This window comes from Lutibacter litoralis, assembly GCF_014646675.1.
Lineage (GTDB): Bacteria > Bacteroidota > Bacteroidia > Flavobacteriales > Flavobacteriaceae > Lutibacter > Lutibacter litoralis.
This window is the reverse complement of the sequence record NZ_BMNS01000005.1, coordinates 1-25282: the sequence shown is the minus strand read 5'-3', so window position 1 is coordinate 25282 and position 25282 is coordinate 1. Positions and strand designations below refer to the sequence as shown.

Annotated in this window: 22 protein-coding genes; 18 read left to right on the top strand and 4 right to left on the bottom strand. The window is 29.6% G+C overall.

Features of this window, described 5'->3' with window-relative positions; all coding sequences use genetic code 11:
• From IEW75_RS08520 to IEW75_RS08480, 9 genes are all read left to right on the top strand, one after another.
• Positions 1-547, top strand: a 547-nt coding sequence (locus IEW75_RS08520) for a nucleotide sugar dehydrogenase (RefSeq protein WP_308423318.1), incomplete at its 5' end; no start/stop codon positions are given.
• Between the two features lie 135 nt (positions 548-682).
• On the top strand, positions 683-2020 hold the full coding sequence (locus IEW75_RS08515) for a UDP-glucose dehydrogenase family protein (protein WP_134246890.1): 1338 nt from the start codon (positions 683-685) through the stop codon (positions 2018-2020).
• Positions 2021-2125: 105 nt separating this feature from the next.
• Entirely contained in the window at positions 2126-3094 is a 969-nt protein-coding gene (locus IEW75_RS08510; RefSeq protein ID WP_134246891.1) for a Gfo/Idh/MocA family protein, read from the top strand.
• A gap of 70 nt (positions 3095-3164) precedes the next feature.
• Positions 3165-3950: an aldose epimerase family protein gene (locus IEW75_RS08505; RefSeq protein ID WP_134246892.1), complete on the top strand. Its 786-nt coding sequence runs from the start codon at positions 3165-3167 to the stop codon at positions 3948-3950.
• Positions 3951-4065: 115 nt separating this feature from the next.
• Positions 4066-5403, top strand: a complete 1338-nt coding sequence (gene mtaB, locus IEW75_RS08500; RefSeq protein WP_134246893.1) for a tRNA (N(6)-L-threonylcarbamoyladenosine(37)-C(2))-methylthiotransferase MtaB — start codon at positions 4066-4068, stop codon at positions 5401-5403.
• Positions 5403-6047 (top strand): MarC family protein, encoded by a 645-nt coding sequence (locus IEW75_RS08495; protein ID WP_134246894.1) that lies wholly within the window; start codon positions 5403-5405, stop codon positions 6045-6047. Before mtaB ends, IEW75_RS08495 begins: the two co-directional genes overlap by 1 nt.
• 7 nt (positions 6048-6054) lie before the next feature.
• Positions 6055-6717: an alpha/beta hydrolase family protein gene (locus IEW75_RS08490; RefSeq protein ID WP_134246895.1), complete on the top strand. Its 663-nt coding sequence runs from the start codon at positions 6055-6057 to the stop codon at positions 6715-6717.
• A 248-nt stretch (positions 6718-6965) separates the two neighbouring features.
• Positions 6966-7469, top strand: a complete 504-nt coding sequence (locus tag IEW75_RS08485) for a nicotinate-nucleotide adenylyltransferase (RefSeq protein ID WP_134246896.1) — start codon at positions 6966-6968, stop codon at positions 7467-7469.
• Between the two features lie 139 nt (positions 7470-7608).
• Positions 7609-8244, top strand: coding sequence for a hypothetical protein (locus IEW75_RS08480; protein ID WP_134246897.1), 636 nt, complete (start codon positions 7609-7611; stop codon positions 8242-8244).
• Between the two features lie 4 nt (positions 8245-8248).
• Here IEW75_RS08480 and IEW75_RS08475 read toward each other — a convergent pair whose 3' ends face one another.
• Positions 8249-9181 (bottom strand): L,D-transpeptidase, encoded by a 933-nt coding sequence (locus IEW75_RS08475; RefSeq protein WP_134246898.1) that lies wholly within the window; start codon positions 9179-9181, stop codon positions 8249-8251.
• A 172-nt stretch (positions 9182-9353) separates the two neighbouring features.
• Here IEW75_RS08475 and IEW75_RS08470 point away from each other — a divergent pair, with 172 nt between their 5' ends.
• The 6 genes from IEW75_RS08470 to secA all read left to right on the top strand — a co-directional run bounded on the left by IEW75_RS08470 (position 9354) and on the right by secA (position 16420).
• Positions 9354-10136, top strand: a complete 783-nt coding sequence (locus IEW75_RS08470) for an MlaE family ABC transporter permease (protein WP_134246899.1) — start codon at positions 9354-9356, stop codon at positions 10134-10136.
• A 2-nt stretch (positions 10137-10138) separates the two neighbouring features.
• A complete protein-coding gene (locus IEW75_RS08465; RefSeq protein WP_134246900.1) occupies positions 10139-10879 on the top strand; it encodes an ABC transporter ATP-binding protein in 741 nt (246 codons plus the stop codon).
• A 7-nt stretch (positions 10880-10886) separates the two neighbouring features.
• Positions 10887-11873 (top strand): MlaD family protein, encoded by a 987-nt coding sequence (locus IEW75_RS08460; RefSeq protein ID WP_134246901.1) that lies wholly within the window; start codon positions 10887-10889, stop codon positions 11871-11873.
• Positions 11874-12022: 149 nt separating this feature from the next.
• Positions 12023-12595, top strand: coding sequence for a cob(I)yrinic acid a,c-diamide adenosyltransferase (locus IEW75_RS08455; protein WP_134246902.1), 573 nt, complete (start codon positions 12023-12025; stop codon positions 12593-12595).
• Positions 12596-12689: 94 nt separating this feature from the next.
• Positions 12690-12911 (top strand): DUF2795 domain-containing protein, encoded by a 222-nt coding sequence (locus IEW75_RS08450; protein ID WP_089376785.1) that lies wholly within the window; start codon positions 12690-12692, stop codon positions 12909-12911.
• A gap of 170 nt (positions 12912-13081) precedes the next feature.
• Complete coding sequence (gene secA / locus IEW75_RS08445; RefSeq protein ID WP_134246903.1) at positions 13082-16420, top strand: preprotein translocase subunit SecA; 3339 nt, start codon at positions 13082-13084, stop codon at positions 16418-16420.
• 101 nt (positions 16421-16521) lie between these two features.
• On the opposite strand, the gene IEW75_RS08440 is transcribed toward secA, so the two are convergent.
• Positions 16522-17757 (bottom strand): ABC transporter permease, encoded by a 1236-nt coding sequence (locus IEW75_RS08440; protein ID WP_134246904.1) that lies wholly within the window; start codon positions 17755-17757, stop codon positions 16522-16524.
• Between the two features lie 16 nt (positions 17758-17773).
• Between IEW75_RS08440 and IEW75_RS08435 the strand changes: the two genes are divergently transcribed.
• The gene (locus tag IEW75_RS08435) at positions 17774-19000 is read left to right on the top strand and encodes an exo-beta-N-acetylmuramidase NamZ family protein (RefSeq protein ID WP_134246905.1); all 1227 of its coding nucleotides are present in this window, start codon (positions 17774-17776) and stop codon (positions 18998-19000) included.
• Between the two features lie 100 nt (positions 19001-19100).
• On the opposite strand, the gene IEW75_RS08430 is transcribed toward IEW75_RS08435, so the two are convergent.
• On the bottom strand, positions 19101-20726 hold the full coding sequence (locus IEW75_RS08430) for an ABC-F family ATP-binding cassette domain-containing protein (RefSeq protein ID WP_134246906.1): 1626 nt from the start codon (positions 20724-20726) through the stop codon (positions 19101-19103).
• Positions 20727-20957: 231 nt separating this feature from the next.
• Between IEW75_RS08430 and IEW75_RS08425 the strand changes: the two genes are divergently transcribed.
• Together IEW75_RS08425 and IEW75_RS08420 are read left to right on the top strand one after the other, a co-directional pair.
• Positions 20958-22280, top strand: a complete 1323-nt coding sequence (locus IEW75_RS08425; protein ID WP_188704016.1) for a TlpA family protein disulfide reductase — start codon at positions 20958-20960, stop codon at positions 22278-22280.
• 91 nt (positions 22281-22371) lie between these two features.
• The gene (locus tag IEW75_RS08420; protein WP_134246908.1) at positions 22372-24192 is read left to right on the top strand and encodes a DEAD/DEAH box helicase; all 1821 of its coding nucleotides are present in this window, start codon (positions 22372-22374) and stop codon (positions 24190-24192) included.
• Positions 24193-24369: 177 nt separating this feature from the next.
• Here IEW75_RS08420 and IEW75_RS08415 read toward each other — a convergent pair.
• A partial coding sequence (locus IEW75_RS08415; protein ID WP_188704013.1) for a T9SS type A sorting domain-containing protein occupies positions 24370-25282 on the bottom strand: 913 nt, incomplete at its 5' end.

The window sequence follows — 25282 nt, the reverse complement described above, 5'->3', positions numbered from 1 at the left end:
GGAAGCTGCTGGTACAAAATGGAATTTTTTACCCTTTAAACCAGGTTTAGTAGGTGGACATTGTATTGGTGTAGATCCATATTATTTAGCACAAAAAGCGCAAGAAATTGGATACCATCCTGAAATTATTTTAGCTGGAAGAAGAATGAATGATAGCATGGGGAACTATGTTGCTTCTGAAGTGGTAAAACTCTTAGTACAACAAGATATAAAAGTAAAAAATTCGAGAATTTTAGTTTTAGGCATCACCTTTAAAGAAAATTGTCCAGATGTTAGAAATACAAAAGTTGTAGATGTTATAGCAAATCTAAAAGAATTTGGAACAGCTGTTACCATTTTTGATCCTTGGGCAAATAGTTATGAAGTAAAACATGAATATGGAGTTGAAACTCTTAAAAATATGCCACAAAATAAATTTGATGGTATTGTATTAGCTGTCTCACACAACGAATTTTTAGAAATCGATTATTATAAATATTTAAACCCAAAAGGAATAATATACGATGTAAAAGGTTTTTTAAATTGTAAAGTACATGGAAAGCTATAGATTAGTTAGAAAGTTACAAAGGTTTAAAGCATACGTTGGCTGAGCGGAGTCGAAGCCATAATTAAAAATAAAATTGAAAAATTGTACAATTTTTGCATTATACAATTAAACAGTAAAAAAATTATAAAATAAAAAATGAAAATAGCAGTAATTGGAACTGGATATGTTGGGTTAGTATCAGGTACTTGTTTTGCAGAAATGGGAAATAAAGTAACTTGTGTAGACATAGATTCAACAAAAATTGAAAACTTAAAAAAATCTATTTTACCAATCTTTGAACCTGGTTTAGAGCCTATGGTGAAAAAAAATATTGAAAGAAATACACTTCAATTTACAACAGATATAAATGAAGCCTTAACAGACGCTGAAATAGTTTTTATTGCCGTTGGAACACCAATGGGAGATGATGGGTCTGCTGATTTGCAATATGTGCTAGAAGTTGCTAAAAACATTGGTACATTTATGCAAAAAAGGTTGGTAATAGTTGATAAATCAACAGTACCTGTTGGAACCGCGGATAAAGTAAAAGCAACCATTCAAAAAGAACTTGATAAAAGAGGTGTTAATTTAGCGTTTGATATGGTTTCAAACCCTGAATTTTTGAAAGAAGGAGCCGCCATTAACGATTTTATGAAACCAGACCGGGTAGTTATTGGGTATGAAAGTAAAGAGGCGCTTAAAAAGATGAAGCAATTATACTCCCCATTTTGTATGTCTCACGAACGCTTTATTGCAATGGATATTCGTTCTGCAGAAATGACAAAATATGCTGCAAATGCAATGTTGGCAACGAAGATTTCATTTATGAATGAAATTGCAAATATTTGTGAAAAAGTAGGTGCAGATGCTAATCAAGTGCGTATTGGAATAGGCTCAGATAATAGAATTGGGTATAGCTTTATTTATCCAGGTTGTGGCTATGGAGGTTCTTGTTTCCCAAAAGATGTAAAAGCATTAAAAAAAATTGCTGAAGACCATAATTATACTCCTAAATTAATAACATCTGTTGAAGAGGTAAATAATGCTCAAAAATTAGTTATTTCAGAAAAAATTGTAAAAAAATATGGTACTGATTTAACAGGAAAAGTATTTGCTGTGTGGGGCTTAGCATTTAAACCAGGAACAGATGATATGCGTGAAGCCCCAGCAATTTATATTATTAAAGAATTGGTAAAAAGAGGAGCTAAAATTCAAGCTTATGATCCAAAAGCTATGGAAGAAGCGCAATTATTTTATTTAAAAGATGTTGAAAATTTAGCCTATTCAAATTCTAAATATGATACTCTTAATAATGCAGATGCCATGTTGTTATTAACAGAATGGAAAGAGTTTCGTTCACCAGATTTTGAGGAAATTAAAAAACAATTAAAAACACCTGTTATTTTTGATGGAAGAAACCAATACAATATATTCAATCTAGAAGAAAAAGGATTTGAATATTACCAAATTGGTAAAGCAGATAGAAATAAATAAAGAGTTGAAAAATTTACGTTGGTTGAGCAAAATAGAAACCAACAAGTAAAATAACTTTATTAAATTCTCAAATTAAAAAAATAAACAACCAAGAATAAAATAGTAATGAAAAATTTCGCATTAATTGGAGCAAGTGGATATATAGCACCACGACACATGAAAGCAATTAAAGAAACCGATAATGATTTGGTTGCAGCTTTAGATAAATTCGATAGTGTTGGAATTATAGATAGCTATTTTCCAAAAGCAGATTTTTTTACTGAATTTGAGCGTTTTGACCGCCATATTTCAAAGCTTAAATATGAAAAAAACACACAATTAGATTTTGTAAGTATCTGTACACCAAACTATTTGCACGATGCGCACATTAGATTTGCCCTAAGACAGGGAGCGGACGCTATCTGCGAAAAACCTCTAGTATTAAACCCTTGGAACATTGATGCATTATCTAAAATTGAAAAAGAAACAGGTAAAAAAATCTATAATATATTACAGTTAAGAGTGCATCCTAGTATAATTGCTTTAAAAGAAAAAATTGCAAATGGACCTAAAGATAAAATTTACGATGTTGATTTAACTTATTTAACATCACGCGGACATTGGTATTACACTTCCTGGAAAGGTGATGTATCAAAATCTGGTGGAATTGCCTCCAATATTGGTGTACACTTTTTTGATATGCTTTCTTGGATCTTTGGTGATTTAAAACAAAATACCGTTCATGTTAATACACACGACAGATCTGCTGGATATCTAGAATTTGAAAAGGCTCGTGTTCGTTGGTTTTTATCAATAAATTATGAAGTATTACCAGATGAAATTAAAGCAAAAGGACAACGCACTTATCGATCAATAACCATTGAAGGTGAAGAATTAGAATTTAGCGGTGGATTTACAGATTTACACACAGTTTCTTATGAAGAAATTATTAACGGAAACGGTTACGGGTTAGAAGCTCCGCGTCAGGCAATAGAAATTGTACATAATATTAGACACGCGCAGCCAATTGGAGCAAAAGGAGAGTTTCATCCCTTTGTAAAGAAACCATTGGCAAAACACCCATTTGAAAAGTAACTATTAAAACGCTAAAACGGAACACTTTTTTAACTCCGAAAATATAAAACTTGTATTAAAAATAGTATAAATGATATTAATCAGCGAAGATAAAAACTCAATAGTAAAGATTGATAAAGGAGAATTAGTAAGCTATAAAAAAAATGGCGAAGAATTTATGCATCAAAAAGGAAATCCTGGATGGCGCAATTCTGACACCGAAATGTTTCCAATTATTGGCCCAACAGAAGCTAACAACTTTATTGTTTCTACTCCAAAAGGGAATTATAATCAAGATCAACACGGACTTTTAAGAGAATTAGATTATACCATTTTACATCAAGATGATACGAGTTTTGCCTTCAAAAAGAAATATGCTGCTTATACTGCTATAGTAAATTCAAAATATCCAGATAAATCTACTGTCCGATTAGTTTCTTGGCCTTATAGTTTTAGTTTTCAAAAAAAAATTGAATTAAAAAATGAGGCACTTAAAATTTCATTTGAAATTAGAACAGAAAAAGGTATGCCTTTTATGTTAGGCTACCACCCTGCTTTTATGTTACAAGGTAATTTAGATGAAATTGTAACAACTAAAAAGGAAAAAATTTCTATTCCAAGTATTATAAATGGAGGCAACACAGCATACCCGATTTTAAATACAGATGAAGTTAAATTAATTAAAAAAAGTGGATACAATTTATCAATAAAAACAAAAGGTTTTAACGATTTTATGTTATGGACAGAGGTTTCTAACATGTTATGTATAGAACCTATTACTGCATATCCGTATACTGGCTACGAATTGCTTTCAAAAGAATTATTTAATACATCTAACGGTGTTGATATTTTTGAAGTTCAGATTACTCCATTTTAATCATTATTTTAAAAACATAGTCATATTCCACTTTACATAAGGTTGTTTTGATGTTTTCACAATCAAATTTATAAAAATAAAATTCTGTACTTTTGCAACCGCTAAATGTACAAGAATGAGCACACAAAAAAAAGTGGCATTTTACACACTGGGGTGTAAACTTAATTTTTCTGAAACTTCTACCATTGCACGTAACTTTCAGAATGAAGGTTTTGACCGTGTAGAATTTGAAGAAAAGGCTGATATATATGTAATTAATACATGTTCTGTAACTGATAATGCAGATAAACGTTTTAAATCTATTGTTAAAAACGCACTTAAAAAAAATGAAAATGCTTTTTTAATTGCTATTGGTTGTTATGCACAATTAAAACCAGAAGAATTAGCTGCAGTAGATGGAGTGGATATGGTGTTAGGAGCAACCGAAAAATTTAAAGTTACAGATTATATAAACGACCTTTCAAAAAATGAAATGGGCGAAGTACATTCTTGTGAAATTGAAGAAGCCGACTTTTATGTTGGCTCCTACTCTATTGGAGATCGAACTCGTGCCTTTTTAAAAGTACAAGATGGTTGCGATTATAAATGCACCTATTGCACCATTCCTTTAGCTCGTGGAATTTCACGAAGTGATGAATTGCAAAACGTGTTAAAAAATGCCAAAGAAATCTCAGAAAAAGGAATTAAAGAAATTGTACTTACGGGAGTAAATATTGGTGATTATGGAAAAGGTGAATTTGGAAATAAAAAACACGAACATACTTTTTTTGAATTAGTACAAGCATTGGATACAGTTAATGGAATTCATCGTTTACGTATCTCTTCAATTGAACCCAATTTATTAACAAATGAAACTATTGATTTTGTTTCGAAATCGAATAGTTTTGTTCCGCATTTTCACATTCCTTTACAAAGTGGAAGTGACGTGCTATTAAAATTAATGAAACGTCGCTATTTAAAAGAAACTTACACAAACCGTGTTGAAGTAATTAAAAAAACAATGCCAAATGCCTGTATTGGTGTTGATGTAATTGTTGGTTTTCCTGGGGAAACTGATGAATTATTTTTAGAAACTTATAACTATTTAAACGAGTTAGACATTAGTTATTTACACGTTTTTACATACTCCGAAAGGCCAAATACAGAGGCTGTTGAAATGGAAGGTGTAGTTTCTAAAAAAACTCGAACAAAACGCAGTAAAATGTTAAGAGGCCTATCTGTTAAAAAAAGAAGAGCTTTTTATGAAAGTCAGCTAGGTAATAAATTAACTGTTTTATTTGAAAGTGAAAATAAAGAAGGGTTTATTCATGGTTTTACAGAAAATTATGTAAAAGTTAAAACACCATGGAATCCTGAATTAGTAAATACACTTCAAGAAATAAAGCTAACAAAAATTGATGAGGACGGAATTGTACGTTTTAATTGGATTAAAGAACCTAAATTTATTTTATAATGACAGAGGATATGTACACTTTAGGGTTACTGATTTTTACTTCGTTTTTCACACTGATAAACCCGTTAAGTTCAATGCCAGTTTTTATGACTATGACAGTGAATTTAAGTCCGAAAAAAAGAAAAAAAACAGCCAAAAAAGCAACCTTAGTTGCGTTTTTTACATTACTTCTATTTGCTTTCTCTGGACAAATTTTATTCAATTTTTTTGGTATATCAGTAAATAGTTTTAGAATTGTTGGTGGTGTTATTTTCTTTGCCATGGGTTGGGATATGCTACAAGCACGTTTAGCGCATATGAAACATACTGATGACGAAGATAAAATTGATGCCTACGTTGATGATATATCAATAACTCCTTTGGCCATACCTATGATTTGTGGACCTGGTGCAATTACAAACGCTATTGTATTAATGGAAGATGCTGTAACGGTTCCCAAAAAAGTATTATTAATATCAATTATAGCCGTTGTATTAATACTAACATATTTAATTTATGTTGGCGGAAGTAAAATTATAGGTTTCTTAGGTGAAACTGGAAATAAAGTAATGATGCGTTTAATGGGACTAATTGTTATGGTAATTGCAGTGGAATTTTTCTTTAGTGGATTAAAACCTATTGTACTAGGAATGCTTCAAAACTAATGAACGCATGGACGAAAAAAAAATTCATATTTATTTTGTGCCTGGACTGGCAGCAAGTTCAAAAATATTTGAATACTTAAAATTTCCAGAAGACAGGTTTGAATTGCATTTTTTAGAATGGTTATTACCCATTTCTGAAAAAGAAAAGATTGAAGATTACGCAAAAAGAATGGCTGCTATAATTACAGAAGAAAACCCTGTTTTAGTTGGAGTTTCTTTTGGTGGTATTATTGTGCAAGAAATGAGCAAACATTTAAAAGTTAAAAAAATAATTTTAATTTCTAGTCTTAAAAACAAACACGAATTACCAAAACGCTTAAAATTAATTCAAAAAACAAAAGCTTATAAGTTATTTCCCTCAAAATCAATCAAAAATTTAGAAGATTTTTCTTCCTATGCCTTTGGAGATTTTGCAAAAAAAAGGGTCAAATTATATGATGAGTATTTATCGGTTAGAGATGCCAGCTATTTAGATTGGGCAATTTATAATGTACTGCACTGGAAACAAGAAAAAAGCCTCGAAAATGTAATACATATTCAGGGAGATGATGACCATATATTCCCAATTAAACATATAAAAAATTGTATTCCAATTGAAAAAGGAACACATATAATGATTTTAAATAAAGCAAAATCAATAAGTAAAATAATTATTGATGCTTTAACTTAGTTTTTTATTTTCCTTAAAATACATATATATTTCAACCATAGTTTTATATAGTTTTTTATTTGCTGATTAAATAACTCAATTTAAAGGCAACATTCTTTTCAACTCATTTACTTTTTAAAACCTAATAATTATCAATCTACTAATTGATTAGTATCATTTTAAAAACAATTTAAGTTACATAATTTTATTATTATAAAACTGAGAGTATATAATATTATACTAATTTATTAATTAAAATAAATAGAATTATGAAAAAAATAATTATTGGTTTATTACTAGTTGGATTTGCCATCCAATCTTTTGCTCAGATAAAAACTGAAAAATTATCTGAAGTTGTTATAGCGGCAACAAATTATAAATATTTAAATAAAGTAGGACTAGAAAATGTTTCTGTACCTGTAACTTTATTAGAACAAAAAGTTGCCAGTTTCGATTTAAAGAATGCAGAATTTTATCGTGACGATTACGATACGTATTCTGTAGATTTTTTTATACCTGATGGTCATATTCTTGCTGCATATGATAGAGATGGTAATATATTACGTACCGTAGAAAAATTTAAAGATGTTAAACTTCCTAGAGCTGTTATAGAATCAGTTGCAAAACAATATCCAAATTGGATATTTAAAAAAGATGTGTATTTAGTATCTTATCATGATGATAGAGGAATTACTAAAAAATACAAAATTACTTTAGAAAATGGAGATAAACGTATTAGAATAAAAACAGATGCTGAAGGAAATTTTTTGTAAATTAAAATAACTATTACTTGTTAAATTATCCTGTCGATATATCTGCTTATAAACAATCGATTTCGACAGGCTAATTTAACATAACAATAAACTCTTTAAAGACAACCTAATTTTTAGTATCAATTTTTACAACATAAAAATGGTTAAATACGGTTACATAATCCTCACTTTTTTATTTTTAAGTTGCCACATTACAAAAACCACGAATAGTTGGAAAAATAAGGAATACAAAAACTACCATCCAAATAAAACCCTAATATTAGGAGTTACTCCTAACTTAGAAGCCAAATCCATTTATGAAAAAGAGTTAAAAGGAGCTCTAACTAAAAGAAATTTGGAAGCTCTTAAAGCTTCAGAAGTTTTAAGCCCAGCATTTAACGCTAACAAACAAGGTGAAGTAGCAATTGAAAAAGAAGTAAAATATTTAAAAGGTTTAGGTTTTGATGCAATTATTATAGCAGCTATTAAAGGTTTTGATGAAAAAATACCCTTTGATAGTGCAATTTTTAAAATTGATGATTCCTTCTTTGGATTTGAAAACTACTATTTTTTAAATCAAGATATTTATTATAATAGAGATTATTATACCAAATACAAAGTATTTCATTTAGAAGTATCATTATATAACTTAACTAGTAAAAATGAAAAAGCCTTGGTTTGGATTGGAACTTATGATATTGTAGATCCTCAAAAAGTAAAAGAAACCATAAAAAAATGTGTGCGTAAAATATTAAAATCACTTGAAAATGAAGGGCTCATCTATAAACCTAATTAAAACCTCATTGTTTAATATTATATCCATAAATATTTTTAAAGTTAATGGTATCTCCTTGCTTATTTACGGTACTTAAATCATACCTAATAATTACTTTTGTGTTGATTGGAGCATAGTAATAAATAACCCAAGCATCACCTTCTTTAGTTCCAATACAACCATTTGAATACGCCTTACTTAATGTATTTGGATTTGTAGTTGGATGAATTAATTGTCCATTCCTAACACCATTAATCTCAGTTACAATCCAAGGAATTTGAGGTAATTTAGTGACATTTTTATCATCTCTTCGTGTTAAAAAATACTGACGTCCAGTTGCTGGGTTATAATAATCTGGATCCTTAACATGATTTACAATAGTCCCAATTCCTGTTTTTGTTTTTAAATCTGTTAACCTATCACCCATTTTTAAATATTTTTTTTCATTGCGTCCAACCCTTACAGGAAAATCGTATAAAATAACTGAATCCATACAAACACGAAGTTTATATTCTGGAATATTAATATCTAAAAATGTTGTATTAAAAATAGTCAAAAGTGAGTCTACAGCAGTTGAATCTGGAACCAATAATTGATGCCCTTTTTTTAATACTATCATTTCTTTTTGATTGTAAACAAACGAATCTTTTTCAATCATTTTATAATAATCTGTAGCTGCTAAAGAATCAATTAGCCAAGGATTAAAGCGTACAAATAAATGTTCTGTTAAATTATAATTTTCTATTTCATTGACGCTTTCTACAACTGAATCTAAATAGGAAAAGTAATTTTTAATTTTTACATTTTTAGTGACCACAATAGATTTTGAAGTTTTTAAAACCTTAGGTTTTTTAGCAATTTTAACACTAGTATTTGTAGTGTTTCTGAAATTAAAAAAAAGTGTAAAAAACAATATCAAAACAACAACACTCTTTAAAATTAGCTTTGTAGGTATCATATAAATATTCTTAAAAATCAACTTTTTACCTAAATGAAAGGTAGTTTAAAACAATTTGAAATTATATAATGAATATCATTTTTTAGTAATTTCTGATAACTAAAAATTGAGGAATATCATTTTAATAAATTGTAAAGCATTCTATATTTGATAAGCGATTAATACTTCATCTATGGTAATTTCACTTCAAATAGTACAAAAAACAAAAAAATTTTTGCTAGAAATTGGTGAACTTGCATATTTTGCCAAACGCTTTTTTAAAGAAGTTTTTACAAAACCATTTGAATTTAAAGAACTTCTATTACAAAGCTATAAAATGGGAAACCAATCATTACTTTTAGTTGGTATAACTGGCTTTATTTTAGGCTTGGTTTTTACACTTCAGTCCAGGCCAACATTAATGGAATTTGGGGCAGCATCTTGGATGCCTTCGATGGTAAGTATTTCAATTGTACGCGAACTTGGCCCTGTAATAATTGCGTTAATTTGTGCGGGTAAGTTAAGTTCTGGTATTGGTGCAGAATTAGGTTCAATGCGAGTAACAGAACAAATAGATGCCATGGAAGTTTCAGGCACCAATCCGTTTAAATATTTAGTTGTTACTCGTATTTTAGCAGTAACATTAACATTACCACTTCTTGTAATTTTTGGTGATACAATTGCCTTATTTGGTTCTGCACTTATCGAAAATTTAAAAGGAGATGTATCTTTTCAACTCTATTTTAATAAAGTATTTAATGCCCTTAAATTCTCCGATATGATACCTGCAACTATTAAAACATTTTTTTTTGGTTTTGCTATTGGATTGGTTGGTTGCTTTAAAGGTTATTACTGTAAAAAAGGCACTGTAGGTGTTGGTGAAGCATCAAATACCGCAGTAGTTTATGCCTCCATGCTGCTATTTATATTAGATTTTATTGCAGTATTTATTTCCGATATTTTCTTTGAAATTTAACAATGAAAAAACAAGAAAACATAACGCCAATTTTAAAAATTACAGACTTAAAAAAAAGTTTTGGAGATAACCATGTATTAAATGGCTTTACAATGAATTTATATGAAGCCGAAAACCTTGTTTTAATGGGGAAATCGGGTTCTGGAAAATCTGTTATGATAAAATGTGTTGTAGGTTTAATGCAAGCAGATGCTGGAACTATAGAAATTATGGGAAAAGACATTACAACCTTATCTCAAAAAGAATTTAATAATTTACGTACACAAATTGGTTTCTTATTTCAAGGGAGTGCACTATATGATTCTATGACTGTAAGAGAAAATTTAGAATTTCCTTTAAGAAAGTTTCCAGAATATGCCAATAAAAGCAAACAATTAGTACTGGAAGCGTTAGAAAGTGTTGGACTAAAAAACGCTATTGATTTAATGCCTGAAGAACTTTCAGGAGGTATGAAAAGAAGAATTGCACTGGCTAGGGCCATTATTTTGCGTCCTAAAATTATTATTTACGACGAGCCAACAACAGGTTTAGATCCAATAACAGCAAAAGAAATTATACAATTAATGATAGGGATTCAACAAAAATTTAAAACATCCTCGCTCATAATTACACACGATATGGATTGTGCCAGGGTAATTTCTAACAGAATGATTTTATTAATTGATGGCATAAATTATATAGAAGGCACTTATAAAGAGCTTGCTGCTTCTAAAGATAAAAAAGTACAAGAATTTTTTAAATAGCAATACTATGAAAAAATCTAATTCACAAAAAATCAGTTTAGGCTTGTTTATAATTCTAAGTACTCTATTTTTAATCACAGCGCTCTACTATATTGGGAATAGGCAAAATCTGTTTGGTAAAACATTTAGAATTAGTGCTGTTTTTAATAATGTTAATGGTCTAATATTAGGTAATAATGTTCGCTATTCTGGTATTAATGTAGGTACTGTAAAAACTATAAATATGATAAATGATACTACTATTTGCGTAGATATGATTATTGAAGATAAATTTTTAAAACATATTAAAAAAAATGCAGTAGCTGGAATTAGTTCCGATGGTTTGGTGGGTAGTATGGTAATAAATATTGCTCCTAAAAAAGAAAATGCACCGCCACTGAAACCAGGTGACACCATAAAATCATATAGTAAAATATCTACCAATGATATGTTGGAAACATTAAATACTACAAATGATAATATGTCTTTACTTACCTCCGATTTACTCAAAATTACTACTTCAATAAAAACTGGAAAAGGAACTTTAGGGATGTTAATTAACGATTCTACCATAGCAATGGGATTAAAAAACACCATTTCTAACATACAAACAGCCAGTAAAAGTGCCTCAAAATCATTGTCTGAATTCAACAAAATTATAAATGCCATAGATTACGATGAAAGCATAGCAGCTGTGCTTTTAAGTGATTCTATAGCCGCTAATGAAATGAAGTCAATAATACACAATTTAAATACAACTAGTAGTGAGATAGATTCGGTAATTACATCTATAGATAAGTTGGTTTTAAATATAAGGAATGGAGATGGTGCGTTAAATTATTTGGTAAATGATACCGTTCTCGTAAAAAATATTGATAAAACAACAAAGAATATTAAAGAAGGTAGTATCCTGTTAAATGAAAACTTAGAAGCTCTAAAACATAATTTTTTATTTAGAGGTTATTTTAAAAAACTTGAAAGACAAAAAGCCAGAGAAGAAAGAAGGAAAAAGTGAAACGTACAAAAATCAGAAATGAGGAGTTGGAAGTTTAAAAACCTATAACTATAAACCTTCTCACATTTGACTCTTTAGGTTTGACTTCAAAATTCCAACTAATAACAAATCTTTGTATCTTTGCAACTTTTAACGTTTAAAATAGCATCATGAAAATATATACAAAAACTGGAGATAAAGGAAAAACATCGTTATTTGGTGGTACGCGAGTGCCAAAATACCATTTACGCATAGAATCTTATGGAACAGTAGATGAATTAAACTCTTATATTGGTCTAATTCGCGATCAAAAAATTGATGAATATACATCCCATGTGCTTATAAAAATTCAGAACGAATTGTTCACTCTGGGAGCAATGTTAGCCACTGCTCCAGAAAAAAAGGTTTTAAAAAGTGGTAAAGAACGCCTTAATATTAATAAAATTGATATAAAATCTATAGAATTATTAGAGGTTGAAATAGATAATATGAATGAAAACCTTCCTCCTATGACTAATTTTATATTACCTGGCGGACATACAACCGTGTCATTTTGTCATATAGCTCGTTGTATATGTAGAAGAGCCGAACGTTTAGTTACACAGTTAAACGAAGAAAGTACTATTGATGAACTAATAATTGTCTATCTAAATAGACTTTCTGACTATCTTTTTGTACTGGCACGAAAATTGACTATTGATAATAACGCTCAAGAAATCCCTTGGATTCCTGAGAAATTATAACAAGTTCTTTTTATTATTGAAAAAAAGTAAGAAATAGCTTGTATCTTTAAGTAAAAAAATTATTTTTGCAAAAATATTTAATACAAAAAAAGTTATGTATTGGACACTAGAATTAGCATCATATTTATCAGATGCACCATGGCCTGCAACAAAAGACGAGTTGATTGATTATGCAATAAGAACAGGAGCTCCTTTAGAAGTTGTTGAAAACCTTCAAGAAATTGAAGACGCAGATGAAAATTTTGAATCCATTCTTGAAATTTGGCCGGATTATCCTTCCGAAGATGATTATCTCTGGAATGAAGATGAATATTAAAATATTAAAATTCAAAAAAAGTCTCGGTTGAGGCTTTTTTTTGGTTTTAAACTATAATTTAAACATAATTTTAAGCTTTTTAAAATTTAAATATTTTAAATTCGCTTACGAAACAATAATAGAAAAAAGACCTTATTTAAAGGTTACTAAAATAAATTCATACACAAAACATGAGTATTTTAAATTCAGTATTAAAAGTATTTGTTGGAGATAAGAAAAAAAGCGATTTAAAGGTATTACAACCTATTGTAAAAAAAGTTGCAGCGTTTGAAAATGAAATGTCTAATTTAACAAATGACCAATTAAGAGCAAAAACAGGCTATTTTAAGGAAATAATTGCAAAAGCAATAAATGAGTTTACTTCTAGAATAAGTGAACTCCAAGAAGAAGCGCACGAGGCAAATGTTGATAGAAAAGAAGAAATATATGCTGAAATCGATCAATTAGAAGATATTTCTTATGAGGCTTTAGATAAAGTTTTAACTGAGATTATGCCTGAAGCATTTGCTGTTGTAAAAGAAACTGCAAAACGCTTTAAAGAAAACGAAACTATTACCGTTACTGCAACTCCTTTCGATAGAGAACTTTCAGCAACCAGAGATAATATAACACTCGAAAATGAGCAAGCGTTTTGGTCAAATACTTGGGATGCACAAGGTAAATTAGTAACTTGGGATATGGTACATTACGATGTGCAACTTATTGGTGGAGCTGTTTTACATCAAGGTAAAATTGCAGAGATGATGACGGGTGAAGGTAAAACGTTAGTATCCACACTTCCTGTGTATTTAAATGCTTTGTCCGGAAAAGGTGTACACGTTGTAACTGTTAACGATTATTTAGCAAAACGTGATGCAGCCTGGATGGGACCAATTTTTGAATTTCACGGTTTAAGTGTTGATTGTGTTGATCATCATCAGCCAAATTCCGATGCACGAAGAAAAGCCTATAATTCTGATATTACATATGGTACAAATAACGAATTTGGTTTCGATTATTTACGTGATAATATGGCGCACTCACCTAACGATTTAGTACAACGTCCGCATAATTATGCAATTGTAGATGAGGTGGATTCTGTATTGGTAGATGATGCACGTACACCATTAATTATTTCAGGTGCAACTGCAAATGCCGACAGACACGAATTTAACGAGTTAAAACCAAGTGTAGATAAAATAGTTTCTATTCAGCGTAACTACTTAACCGGAGTTTTAGCTGATGTAAAAAAATTAATAAAAGAAGGTGATACAAAAGAAGGTGGTTTTTTATTGCTCCGTGTATTTAGAGGATTGCCAAAAAGTAAAGCTTTAATTAAATTTTTAAGTCAAGAAGGAATAAAACAGTTATTGCAAAAAACTGAAAACTTTTACATGCAAGATAACAATCGCGAAATGCCTAAAATTGACGAGGAGTTGTATTTTGTAATTGATGAAAAAAATAATTCCATAGAGTTAACGGATAAAGGAATCACTTTTTTATCTGGTGATGATGGTGATGATAATTTCTTTATCTTACCAGATTTAAGCACAGAAATTGGTGCTATAGAAAGCAGCAATATTTCTTCTGAAGAAGCTACTTCTAAAAAAGAAGAATTATACCGAGATTTTAGTATTAAAAGTGAGCGAATTCATACAATGAATCAGCTATTAAAAGCATATACACTTTTTGAAAAAGATGTTGAATATGTAATAATGGAGGATAAAATTAAAATTGTTGATGAGCAAACTGGTCGTATTATGGATGGTCGTCGTTATTCAGACGGATTGCACCAAGCAATTGAAGCTAAAGAAAATGTAAAAATTGAAGCTGCAACACAAACATATGCAACTGTAACACTTCAAAATTATTTTAGAATGTACCGCAAATTAAGTGGTATGACGGGTACTGCAATTACAGAAGCTGGAGAATTCTGGGACATTTATAAATTAGATGTTGTTGAAATTCCAACAAATGTGCCTTTAATTAGAGATGATAGAGAAGATTTAATTTTTAAAACTAAAAGAGAAAAATACAATGCTGTTATTAATGAAATTGAAAAATTAGTTAATAATGGACAACCTGTTTTGGTTGGTACAACTTCTGTTGAGATTTCTGAATTATTAGGAAGGATGCTTTCTATCAGAAAAATTAATCACAATGTATTAAATGCAAAATTACATAAAAAAGAAGCCGATATTGTTGCAGAAGCTGGTAATCCAGGGATTGTAACAATTGCAACAAATATGGCAGGACGTGGAACGGATATTAAATTATCTGATGCCGTAAAAGCCGCTGGAGGTTTAGCAATTATTGGTACAGAACGTCATGATTCTAGACGTGTTGACCGTCAGTTACGTGGACGTGCTGGTCGTCAAGGAGATCCAGGTTCTTCTCAATTCTACGTATCTTTAGAAGATAACTTAATGCGATTATTCGGTTCGGAACGAATTGCGAAAATGATGGATAGAATGGGGCTTCAAGAAGGTGAAGTTATTCAACATTCTATGATTACTAAATCAATTGAAAGAGCGCAACGTAAAGTTGAAGAAAATAACTTTGGTGTACGTAAAAGATTACTAGAGTATGATGATGTTATGAACTCGCAACGTGAAGTTGTTTACAAACGTCGTCGCCACGCATTATACGGAGAACGTTTACAAGTAGATATTGTAAATATGGTGTATGATACTTGTAACGCTTTAGTTAGAGAAAGTAAACTTGCAAACGATTATCAAAATTTTGAATTCGAATTGATTCGTTTTTCATCAACTTCTTCACCATTTACTGAGGAAGAATTTAAAAATCTTACTGAACAAGAACTTACAGATCAACTTTTTGATGTTGTTTACAAGAATTACAAAGAAAAACTAGAAAGAAGTGCTAAAGCTGCATATCCTGTAATTAAAGATGTTTATGAAAATCAAGGTGATAAATATGAACGAATTGTTGTTCCTTTTACCGATGGAACCAAAGAATTAAAAGTTGTAACCAACTTAAAGGAAGCCTATGAAAGTGAAGGGAAAGGCTTGGTTACTGACTTTGAAAAAAACATTACTTTGGCAATTATTGATGATACCTGGAAAGATCATTTACGTCAAATGGATGAATTAAAACAATCGGTTCAAAATGCTACTTACGAGCAAAAAGATCCTTTATTAATTTACAAATTTGAATCTTTTGAACTCTTTAATGAAATGCTTGATAAAGTAAATAAAGAAGTGCTTTCATTTTTATTTAAAGGTGAATTACCTTCTCAAGATGCCAATCAAGTTTCACAAGCAAGAGAACAAAAAAGAGAAAAAGTTCAGTTAAGCAAAGAAGATTATAAAAACACTTCAGAACAAACGCAGACAAACCAAACGCAACAACCTCAGGTAGTTGAAACTATTGTTAGAACCGAGCGAAAAATTGGTAGAAACGAAAAAGTTACTATTAAAAATGTAATGAGTGGCGAAAATAAATCGGTAAAATACAAACAGGCTATTCCTTTAATTCAAAAAGGCGAATGGGTATTAGTTGAAAATTAATATAGAGGTATTACTGCGTAAAAACACCATAATAACTATTAAAAAGGCCCCAAAGGTTGGGGTTTTTTTATGCTTATATTTGAACATATAAGACAAACTTCCTACTCAAATTTTATTGATTTTACTGGATCTATTTTGGCAATTAATAATGTTGGTACAATTAGCATTAATAAACATAATAAGAGTGTACATATATTCAATAAAAGTATATACCAAAAATCTATATAAACAGGAGCCTCACTTACATAATATGTTTCTGGATTTAGTGTTATAAATCCACCATATTTTTGAGCTAACAAAATAGTTAACCCAATTAAATTTCCCCAAAAAAGTCCTTTTAAAACTAAATAACCTGCATTGTATAAAAACACTTTTCTTATACTAACATCTGTACTTCCTAAAGCTTTTAAAATACCAATCATTTGAGTTCTTTCCAAAATTAAAACTAGTAATGCCGTAATCATATTTATTCCTGCAACTAAAATCATTATTACAATAATAAGGTAGATATTATTATCAAATAGACTTATCCATTCAAATATTCCAGGGTACTTTTCTATAATACTTTGACTATTTAAGGTTGATGCAGTTTCTTTATAAATTTGGCTGCTTTTTAAACCAATTTCATCAAAATTCGTTATCAATACTTCAAATCCACCAACTTGATCTTCTGTCCAACGGTTCATTTTTTGAATATGACGAATATTGGCAATTACAAAATTCTCATCAAATTCTTGAAAACCAGAATTATAAATTCCCACAGCCTTAACAACTCTTAACCAAGGTGCCTTAGAAGGATCATCTTTTACAAATAAAATATTAAAAGTGTCGCCTAAATTTATATGTAACCTATTAGATATCTCTTTGGAAATTAAAACATCATTTGTAACATCATTATTAAAGTCTGGTATTGTGCCCTCAACTAAGTATTCATTAAAAAATGTCCAATTATAATCTTTTGCAACTCCTTTTAAAATAATACCTTCAAAATCAGATTCAGTTCTAATAATACCTCCTTTTGTTGCAAAAACTTGAACATTTTCAATATTTGTAATGGTGGTAAACTCCGGATAAAAATCTTGATTTTTAGAAACTGGATTTAAAGTAATTTCTGAATTATTATTATCAAAATTTGTAATTTGAATGTGACCATTAAAACCTGATAATTTTTCACGTATTTTTTCTTGCAGCCCAAAACCTGTTGCAATAGCAATCATCATAACAATAATTCCAATTGCGATTGCGCTTATTGCTATTTTTATTATTGGTGAAGAAATGCTACTTTTGTATTGCTTTGCTGCAATAATACGTTTCGCAATAAATAATTCGTAATTCAATTTTATCTATATTTCTATGTTGTCCAAAAATACATATTTCTTATTAGTTTTTTTACTGTTTTTTAGTTTGATTTCTTGTGCACAAACAAATACAACAAATAAAAATTCAACTGCAATAAAAAACATTACTATTTCTTCAAAAGAAGTTTTAACAGCTGCACAACAAACCAAACTTTATGTACCTCTTTTAAAACAAAAGAATATTGCTATTGTTGCGAATCAGACTTCGGTTATATTTAAAAATGAAGAAGAAAAATATACACATTTAGTAGATAGTTTATTTCAATTAAACATTACTATAAAAAAGGTGTTTTCTCCAGAACACGGATTTAGAGGAAAAGCTGATGCTGCTGAAGCTGTAGCCGATGGAGTTGATAAAAAAACAGGAATTCCTCTTATTTCATTATATGGAAAAAATAAAAAACCAACTGCCGAACAATTAGCAGGTATTGATTTGGTAGTTTTTGACATTCAAGATGTTGGTGTACGTTTTTACACTTACATTTCTACCTTACATTATATTATGGAAGCTTGTGCAGAAAGTGGAATTCCATTATTAGTTTTTGACAGACCAAACCCAAATGCCCATTATGTTGACGGACCAACATTAAAATTGGAGCATAAAAGTTTTGTAGGAATGCATCCCGTTCCTTTGGTTTACGGAATGACAATTGGTGAATATGCTAAAATGATAAACGGTGAGAATTGGTTAAAAGACAATGTTAAATGTGATTTAACCGTAATTCCATTAAAAAATTACACACATCAAATTCCATATAGCTTACCTATTAGACCTTCGCCTAATTTACCAAACGACCAATCTATAAACCTATACCCTAGTTTAGGTTTTTTTGAAGGAACTATCATAAATGCTGGGCGTGGAACAGAAAATCAGTTTCAACAATATGGTGCTCCATTTTTTCCAAAAAGCGATTTTAGTTATACACCACAACCAAATTTTGGGTCTAAACACCCAAAACATCAAGATAAATTATGTTATGGAGTAGATTTAAAAAATGTGGAGAGATTAAATTCAGTAACTATTAAATATATAATTGATGCTTATAACAAAACTCCAAAAACTGAAAAGTTTTTTGGAGCTACTTTTACTGTTCACGCTGGAAATTTAGAGCTAGAAAAACAATTAAAAGACGGATTATCTGCACAAAAAATTCATAATTCTTGGCAACCAGCTATTGAAGAATTTAAAAAAGTGAGATTAAAATATTTAATGTATGAATAAGCTTTGAAATTAAGTTCTTAACTATAGTCTAACAAAAAACAGCGGCTATATTCTACAAAGTAAAATATAGCCGCTGTTTTATAAATTATTAAATTACTTTTTATTTATACATTTTTTCTCTTAACTCCTTTATTTTCGGATCTTCTAAGTACTCATCAAAACTAGTGTATCTGTCAATTACACCTTTTGGCGTAATTTCTATAACTCTGTTAGCAACCGTTTGTGCAAATTCGTGGTCATGAGTTGTAAAAATAACTGTTCCTTTAAAATTACTTAAAGAGTTATTAAACGCTTGAATGGTTTCTAAATCTAGGTGGTTTGTTGGTTCGTCTAACATTAACACATTAGCTCTCATCATCATCATTCTACTCATCATACATCTCACTTTTTCTCCTCCAGAAAGGACATTACATTTTTTTAAAGCTTCCTCTCCACTAAAAATCATTTTACCTAAAAAACCTCTTAAATAAACTTCTTCACGCTCTTCTTCTGTTTTAGCGTATTGACGTAACCAATCTACTAAGTTTAAACTAGCATCTGTAAAAAATTCAGCATTATCTAACGGTAAATAAGATTGTGTTGTAGTAACTCCCCATTGAAATTTCCCAGAATCTGCTTGTAAATTGCTGTTTAAAATTTCATAAAAGGCAGTAACAGCTCTTGAATTTTTTGAAATTAACGCTACCTTATCTCCTCTATTTAAATTAAAGTGAATATCGTTAAACAATACTTCCTCCTCGGTTGCTTTAGATAAATGCTCAACATTTAAAATTTGATCACCCGCTTCTCTTTCACGTTCAAAAATAATTGCCGGATACCTTCTACTTGATGGTTTTATTTCATCAATATTAAGTCTATCAATCATTTTTTTACGACTTGTTGCTTGCTTAGATTTAGCAACATTCGCAGAAAATCTACGGATAAACTCTTCTAATTCTTTCTTTTTATCTTCCGTTTTTTTACTTTGCTGCGCTCTTTGCTTAGCAGCTAACTGACTACTTTCGTACCAGAAAGAATAATTACCAGAGTAATGTGTAATTTTTCCAAAATCAATATCAGAAATATGCGTACAAACCGCATCTAAAAAGTGACGGTCATGTGATACAACTATTACAGTATTATCATAATTTGCTAAAAAGTTTTCTAACCAACCAATAGTTTCAAAATCCAAATCGTTTGTTGGCTCATCCATTATTAAAACATCTGGATTACCAAATAACGCTTGAGCTAACAACACTCTAACTTTAGATTTACCATCTAATTCAGACATTAATGTATAATGCAACTCTTCTTTTATTCCCAGAGAAGATAACAAAGTTGCTGCTTCACTTTCAGCATTCCAACCACCCATTTCTTCAAATTCTGCACCTAATTCACCAGCTTTTATACCATCAGCTTCAGAAAAATCTTCTTTGGCGTAAATAGCGTCCATTTCATTTTTTATATCATATAACTTCTTATTACCTAACATTACAGCATTTAAAACAGGAAATTCGTCAAAAGCATAATGGTCTTGAGATAATACGGACATTCGTTTTCCTGGTTCTAAATGTACTTGACCAGAAGTAGGTTCTATTTTATCGGATATAATTTTTAGAAATGTAGATTTACCCGATCCGTTTGCGCCAATTATTCCATAACAATTACCAATTGTAAATTTTGTATTTACATCATCAAACAAAACACGTTTGCCAAATTGAACAGATAAATTTGATACTGAAAGCATTTAATATTATTTTTTTAAATTCGCTGCAAAAGTACTAAAATAGATTTAGTATAAAACATTTAATTAAAAGTAATATTTTTATGATTTTTCTAAACTTTATTTAACACCATATTAACAAGCAAAACCTAAAGTTGTATGTATTTTTGTAACTAACATTTTTATATGAAATACGTAATAAGCAGTATATTAACCCTTTTTCTTTTTAGTTGTAATACAATTAAAAAAGATTCTTTGTCAACCTATTTTGGGGGTCAAATTATTAATCCTAGAACAAACTTTGTACTCTTATTAAAAAATGATATTGTTATTGATACCTTAACTCTTAAAGAAAATAATAGATTTATTGAGGAGTACAAAAATCTTTCTGAGGGTCTTTATACATTTAAGCACGGAAACGAATTTCAATATATCTATCTAGAGCCAAATGATAGTATTTTAGTGCGACTTAATACATGGGATTTTGATGAATCTATAGTTTATACTGGTAGAGGAAGCAGTAAAAATGAGTTTTTAATAAATCTATTTTTACAAAATGAGAAAGAAGAAAAAGAGATGTTTAAGTATTTTAATTTAAATGAATTTAATTTTCAATTTAAAATAGATTCACTTGCTAAAGAAAGAGAACAAATTTATAACGAGTTTTCTAAGAATAAAGAAAATATTACAAAAGGTTTTCAACAATTAACAAGTACTGCAATACATTATCCGCTTTATAGGTTAAAAGAAATTTATCCATATTACCATAAAAAAGTTCATCAATTAGAACAATTTCCAAATATTTCAGCTAATTTTTATCGATTTAGAAAAGATATTAATTTAAATGAAGCTAACTTTTTATCCTTTTATCCATACAGAAACTATGTAGTTAATTATTTATTTAATTTAAGTTACCAACAAAAAGAAAAAGATAGTACTAAAACAGACGTTACAATTAATCTATTAAATGCAATAGTTGAAAATATAAAACTTGAAGAATTTAAAAACACACTATTAAAAAGTATTGTTGTAGAAGATTTTTTAAAAAGTGAGTCTACCTGTTCAATTAATAAAGAAACCTTAAAAATATTTTTAGATAATTGTACAGATGAAACATATATAACTCAGGTAAAAAATTTAGTAAATGATAGTAAATTTGTTTTAAATAAAGAGCCATTACAAGATTTTAAAATTGAGTCTTATGATACCTCAAATTTAAATATTCAAGATATAATAAAAGACAGAAATACAGTTATTTATTTCTGGTCAACAGATTACATGTCTTTAGAATATTTAACAAAACGTATTAATTACTTAGAGAAAAGGCATCCTAAAATTTTATTTGTAGGTATTAATATGCAACCTAATTCTCGTGTCTTTACATCAGATCCAGATTTTAATTTATTTAATTTAAAAAATCAATTTAAACTCACTAAAGACAGCTACGCACACAACTATCTCACAAGTAATTACCCACGTACAATTATGGTTAACAGCAACGGTATTATAACCAATGGATTTACCTATTTAGATTCCCAAAAGTTTAGTTCAGAAATAAATAAATTAGAAAAAAACTAAATTTTTCCTGATTACATTAAATATAAGCGTACCTTTGCACGTTTTTAACCGATTTATAGATGGGCGTCTGTAAATCAATAATATATACAGAATGTCGACATTTAAAGAATTAGGTCTTAATAAAGATATTATTAAGGCTCTTACCGATTTGGGATATGAAAACCCTACAGAAATTCAATTAAAATCTATTCCGCAAGTACTATCATCAAAAAATGATTTAAAAGCATTTGCACAAACAGGAACAGGAAAAACTGCAGCATTTAGCTTACCAATTTTAGAACAAATTGATTTTGACAGCAAAGAAACGCAAGCAATTATTTTATCTCCAACAAGAGAATTAGCGTTACAAATTGCTAAAAACGTTGAAGAGTTTGCTAAATACACAAAAGGGTGTAACGTAGCTGCGGTTTATGGTGGTGCTAATATTGATGAACAAATTAGAAAACTTAAAAGAGGCTCTCAAGTTGTTGTCGGAACTCCAGGTAGAACAGTAGATTTAATTAATAGAAAACAGTTAAAACTTTCTAACTTAAAATGGCTTGTTTTAGATGAAGCAGATGAAATGCTAAATATGGGTTTTAAGGAAGAATTAGATAAAATTCTTGCTGTGACTCCTAAAGAAAAGCAAACCTTATTATTTTCTGCAACTTTTCCAAGAGAAGTAGAAAGTATTGCTAAAAAGTACTTAAACAACCCTATTGAAATTACTTCTGGAGAAAAAAATAAAGGTTCCGATCAAGTTTCGCACCAATATTATGTTGTTTCAGAAAGAAATAGATACAATGCTTTAAAAAGAATTGCAGATGTAAATCCTGATATTTACAGTATTGTTTTTTGCAGAACTCGTAGAGAAACACAAGAAGTTGCTGATAAATTAATAAAGGATGGTTATAATGCTGATGCGTTGCATGGAGATTTATCTCAAGCACAACGTGATAGTGTTATGGAAAAATTCCGTAAAAAGCATTTACAATTATTAATTGCGACGGATGTTGCGGCACGTGGATTAGATGTAACTGATTTAACGCACGTAATTAATCATAAATTACCAGACCAAATAGAATCTTATACACACCGTAGTGGTAGAACTGGACGTGCTGGTAAAGAAGGTATTTCAATTGCAATTGTTACTTCAAGAGAAAAGGGTAAACTTCGTCCAATTGAAAGAATAATTGGTAAACAATTTGTAAGTACACCTGTTCCTACGGGAAAAGAAATTTGCCAGAATCAATTATTAAAATTAATTGATAAAGTTCATGATATTAAGGTAAACGAAACTGAAATAGCAGAGTTTTTACCTTCCATTTATGAAAAACTTGAAGGTTTAGATCGTGAAGAATTAATTAAAAGATTTGTATCTTTAGAGTTTAATACATTCTTATCGTATTATGAAAATGCTCCTGATTTGAACGATAGCGATCAAATGAGAAGAAGCGAAAGAGATACCAGAGGAAAAAGAAGAGATGATGAGAATATGACACGTTTCTTTATTAATATTGGTAGAAAAGACAAATTAAATCCTGCAAGACTTATTGGATTAATTAACGATCAACAAATTGCAAAAAATATTGAAATTGGTCAGATTGAAATATTAGATACTTTTTCGTTTTTTGAATTAGATAAAAACTATCAAGATGAAACAATTTCTTCATTCCAAAAAGGCGATGTTAGTTTTGAAGGTAGAGGTGTAAATGTAGAAATTACAGAAAAGAAACGCTCTGGCCGCGGTGGAAGCGGTGGCGGAAGACGCAGAAGTAGCGATGGTGATAGCAACTCTCGCAGCGGAGGCGGAAGACGCAGAAGTAAGGATAGAAAAACCAATAGCACTAGTGGAGACAGCGGTTTCGGGAGAAAACGCTCAGATAGCAAAAGTGCTTTTGGGGCTAAACCTTCTAAAAGAAGAAAAGGATAAAAAATAGAATACAATTTTTTTAATACGAAATACTTGTAGTAAAAGACTTTGAATTTCTCAGTACAAAACTAATAAAATAAAAAACCTCAGGATTGAATTCAATCCTGAGGTTTTTAAAATTTACATAGTTTATGAGATACTGCTTAAAAAATTTGGTTTAATTCTAGATATTTATTTTTATTCAATTATTATAGTGTAACTTTTTGTTATTTCTAAACTTGAAAACTTAACCATATATAAACCTTTTGGAAGATTTGTAACATCAATTTTCAAGTTACTCTTCGTTATATTTTTATAATTATTTGAAGTTATTAAACTTCCTAAAGTTGAATAAATAGAAACTTCAATTTCAGAAGTATTAATTCCACCTGTTGAAATATAAAAGTTTTCTCCTTGTTTTATCGGATTTGGAAATAGTCTAATGTCCTCAAAAGGAAGTTCAATTAATTCATTATAAACTCCTTGACAAGCAGTGTTTGTAGTTATTTTTAACGTATTTATTCCAGGTTTTAAATTTAAGTCTAGATTATTTGTAGTTATTTGAATTAATTCATTATTTAATACTATACTATAAGTATCTCCTCCTTTTAGGTAAAGTGAAATTATTTTTGATTTTAAATTTACTTTTGAAAGTACCTTTAAATTATCAGGCTTGGTAACTTGCGTTGTAAAACAAGACTCGTAATCTGGTTCATCTTCAATTGTAATGCAAATTGAATAAGTACCTGCTTCTAAATTTTGAAAAGAAGTTGAATTTAAAAATGTTTGAGTTACAAGTTCGCCGTTAACAGAAGCTGTAGCCATATAATTATGATTTTCAGTTGTAGTAATAGTTATAGTTCCATTATTACTTGAACGACAAGTTTCGCCTTTCACTTCTATAGTAAAATTATTAAAAGGCAATGAAAACACAGCACACCCATTAATATCAACTTTTGTGTTTAAAGGCGTTGTATTACAATTATCATTTTCATCTAAAACGCTATCATTATCATCATCAGAATCACATACATCACCTGTACCATCATTATCAAAATCTAGCTGATCAAAATTTGCAATTAATGGACAATTATCATTTTCATCTAAAATG

Coding starts and splice junctions, on each gene's coding strand:
- IEW75_RS08515 (WP_134246890.1), top strand. CDS start 683: ATGAAAATAGCAGTAATTGGAACTGGATATGTTGGGTTAGTATCAGGT.
- IEW75_RS08510 (WP_134246891.1), top strand. CDS start 2,126: ATGAAAAATTTCGCATTAATTGGAGCAAGTGGATATATAGCACCACGA.
- IEW75_RS08490 (WP_134246895.1), top strand. CDS start 6,055: ATGGACGAAAAAAAAATTCATATTTATTTTGTGCCTGGACTGGCAGCA.
- IEW75_RS08485 (WP_134246896.1), top strand. CDS start 6,966: ATGAAAAAAATAATTATTGGTTTATTACTAGTTGGATTTGCCATCCAA.
- secA (WP_134246903.1), top strand. CDS start 13,082: ATGAGTATTTTAAATTCAGTATTAAAAGTATTTGTTGGAGATAAGAAA.
- IEW75_RS08470 (WP_134246899.1), top strand. CDS start 9,354: ATGGTAATTTCACTTCAAATAGTACAAAAAACAAAAAAATTTTTGCTA.
- IEW75_RS08465 (WP_134246900.1), top strand. CDS start 10,139: ATGAAAAAACAAGAAAACATAACGCCAATTTTAAAAATTACAGACTTA.
- IEW75_RS08480 (WP_134246897.1), top strand. CDS start 7,609: ATGGTTAAATACGGTTACATAATCCTCACTTTTTTATTTTTAAGTTGC.
- IEW75_RS08495 (WP_134246894.1), top strand. CDS start 5,403: ATGACAGAGGATATGTACACTTTAGGGTTACTGATTTTTACTTCGTTT.
- IEW75_RS08435 (WP_134246905.1), top strand. CDS start 17,774: ATGTTGTCCAAAAATACATATTTCTTATTAGTTTTTTTACTGTTTTTT.
- mtaB (WP_134246893.1), top strand. CDS start 4,066: ATGAGCACACAAAAAAAAGTGGCATTTTACACACTGGGGTGTAAACTT.
- IEW75_RS08450 (WP_089376785.1), top strand. CDS start 12,690: ATGTATTGGACACTAGAATTAGCATCATATTTATCAGATGCACCATGG.
- IEW75_RS08430 (WP_134246906.1), bottom strand. CDS start 20,726: ATGCTTTCAGTATCAAATTTATCTGTTCAATTTGGCAAACGTGTTTTG.
- IEW75_RS08505 (WP_134246892.1), top strand. CDS start 3,165: ATGATATTAATCAGCGAAGATAAAAACTCAATAGTAAAGATTGATAAA.
- IEW75_RS08475 (WP_134246898.1), bottom strand. CDS start 9,181: ATGATACCTACAAAGCTAATTTTAAAGAGTGTTGTTGTTTTGATATTG.
- IEW75_RS08455 (WP_134246902.1), top strand. CDS start 12,023: ATGAAAATATATACAAAAACTGGAGATAAAGGAAAAACATCGTTATTT.
- IEW75_RS08420 (WP_134246908.1), top strand. CDS start 22,372: ATGTCGACATTTAAAGAATTAGGTCTTAATAAAGATATTATTAAGGCT.
- IEW75_RS08460 (WP_134246901.1), top strand. CDS start 10,887: ATGAAAAAATCTAATTCACAAAAAATCAGTTTAGGCTTGTTTATAATT.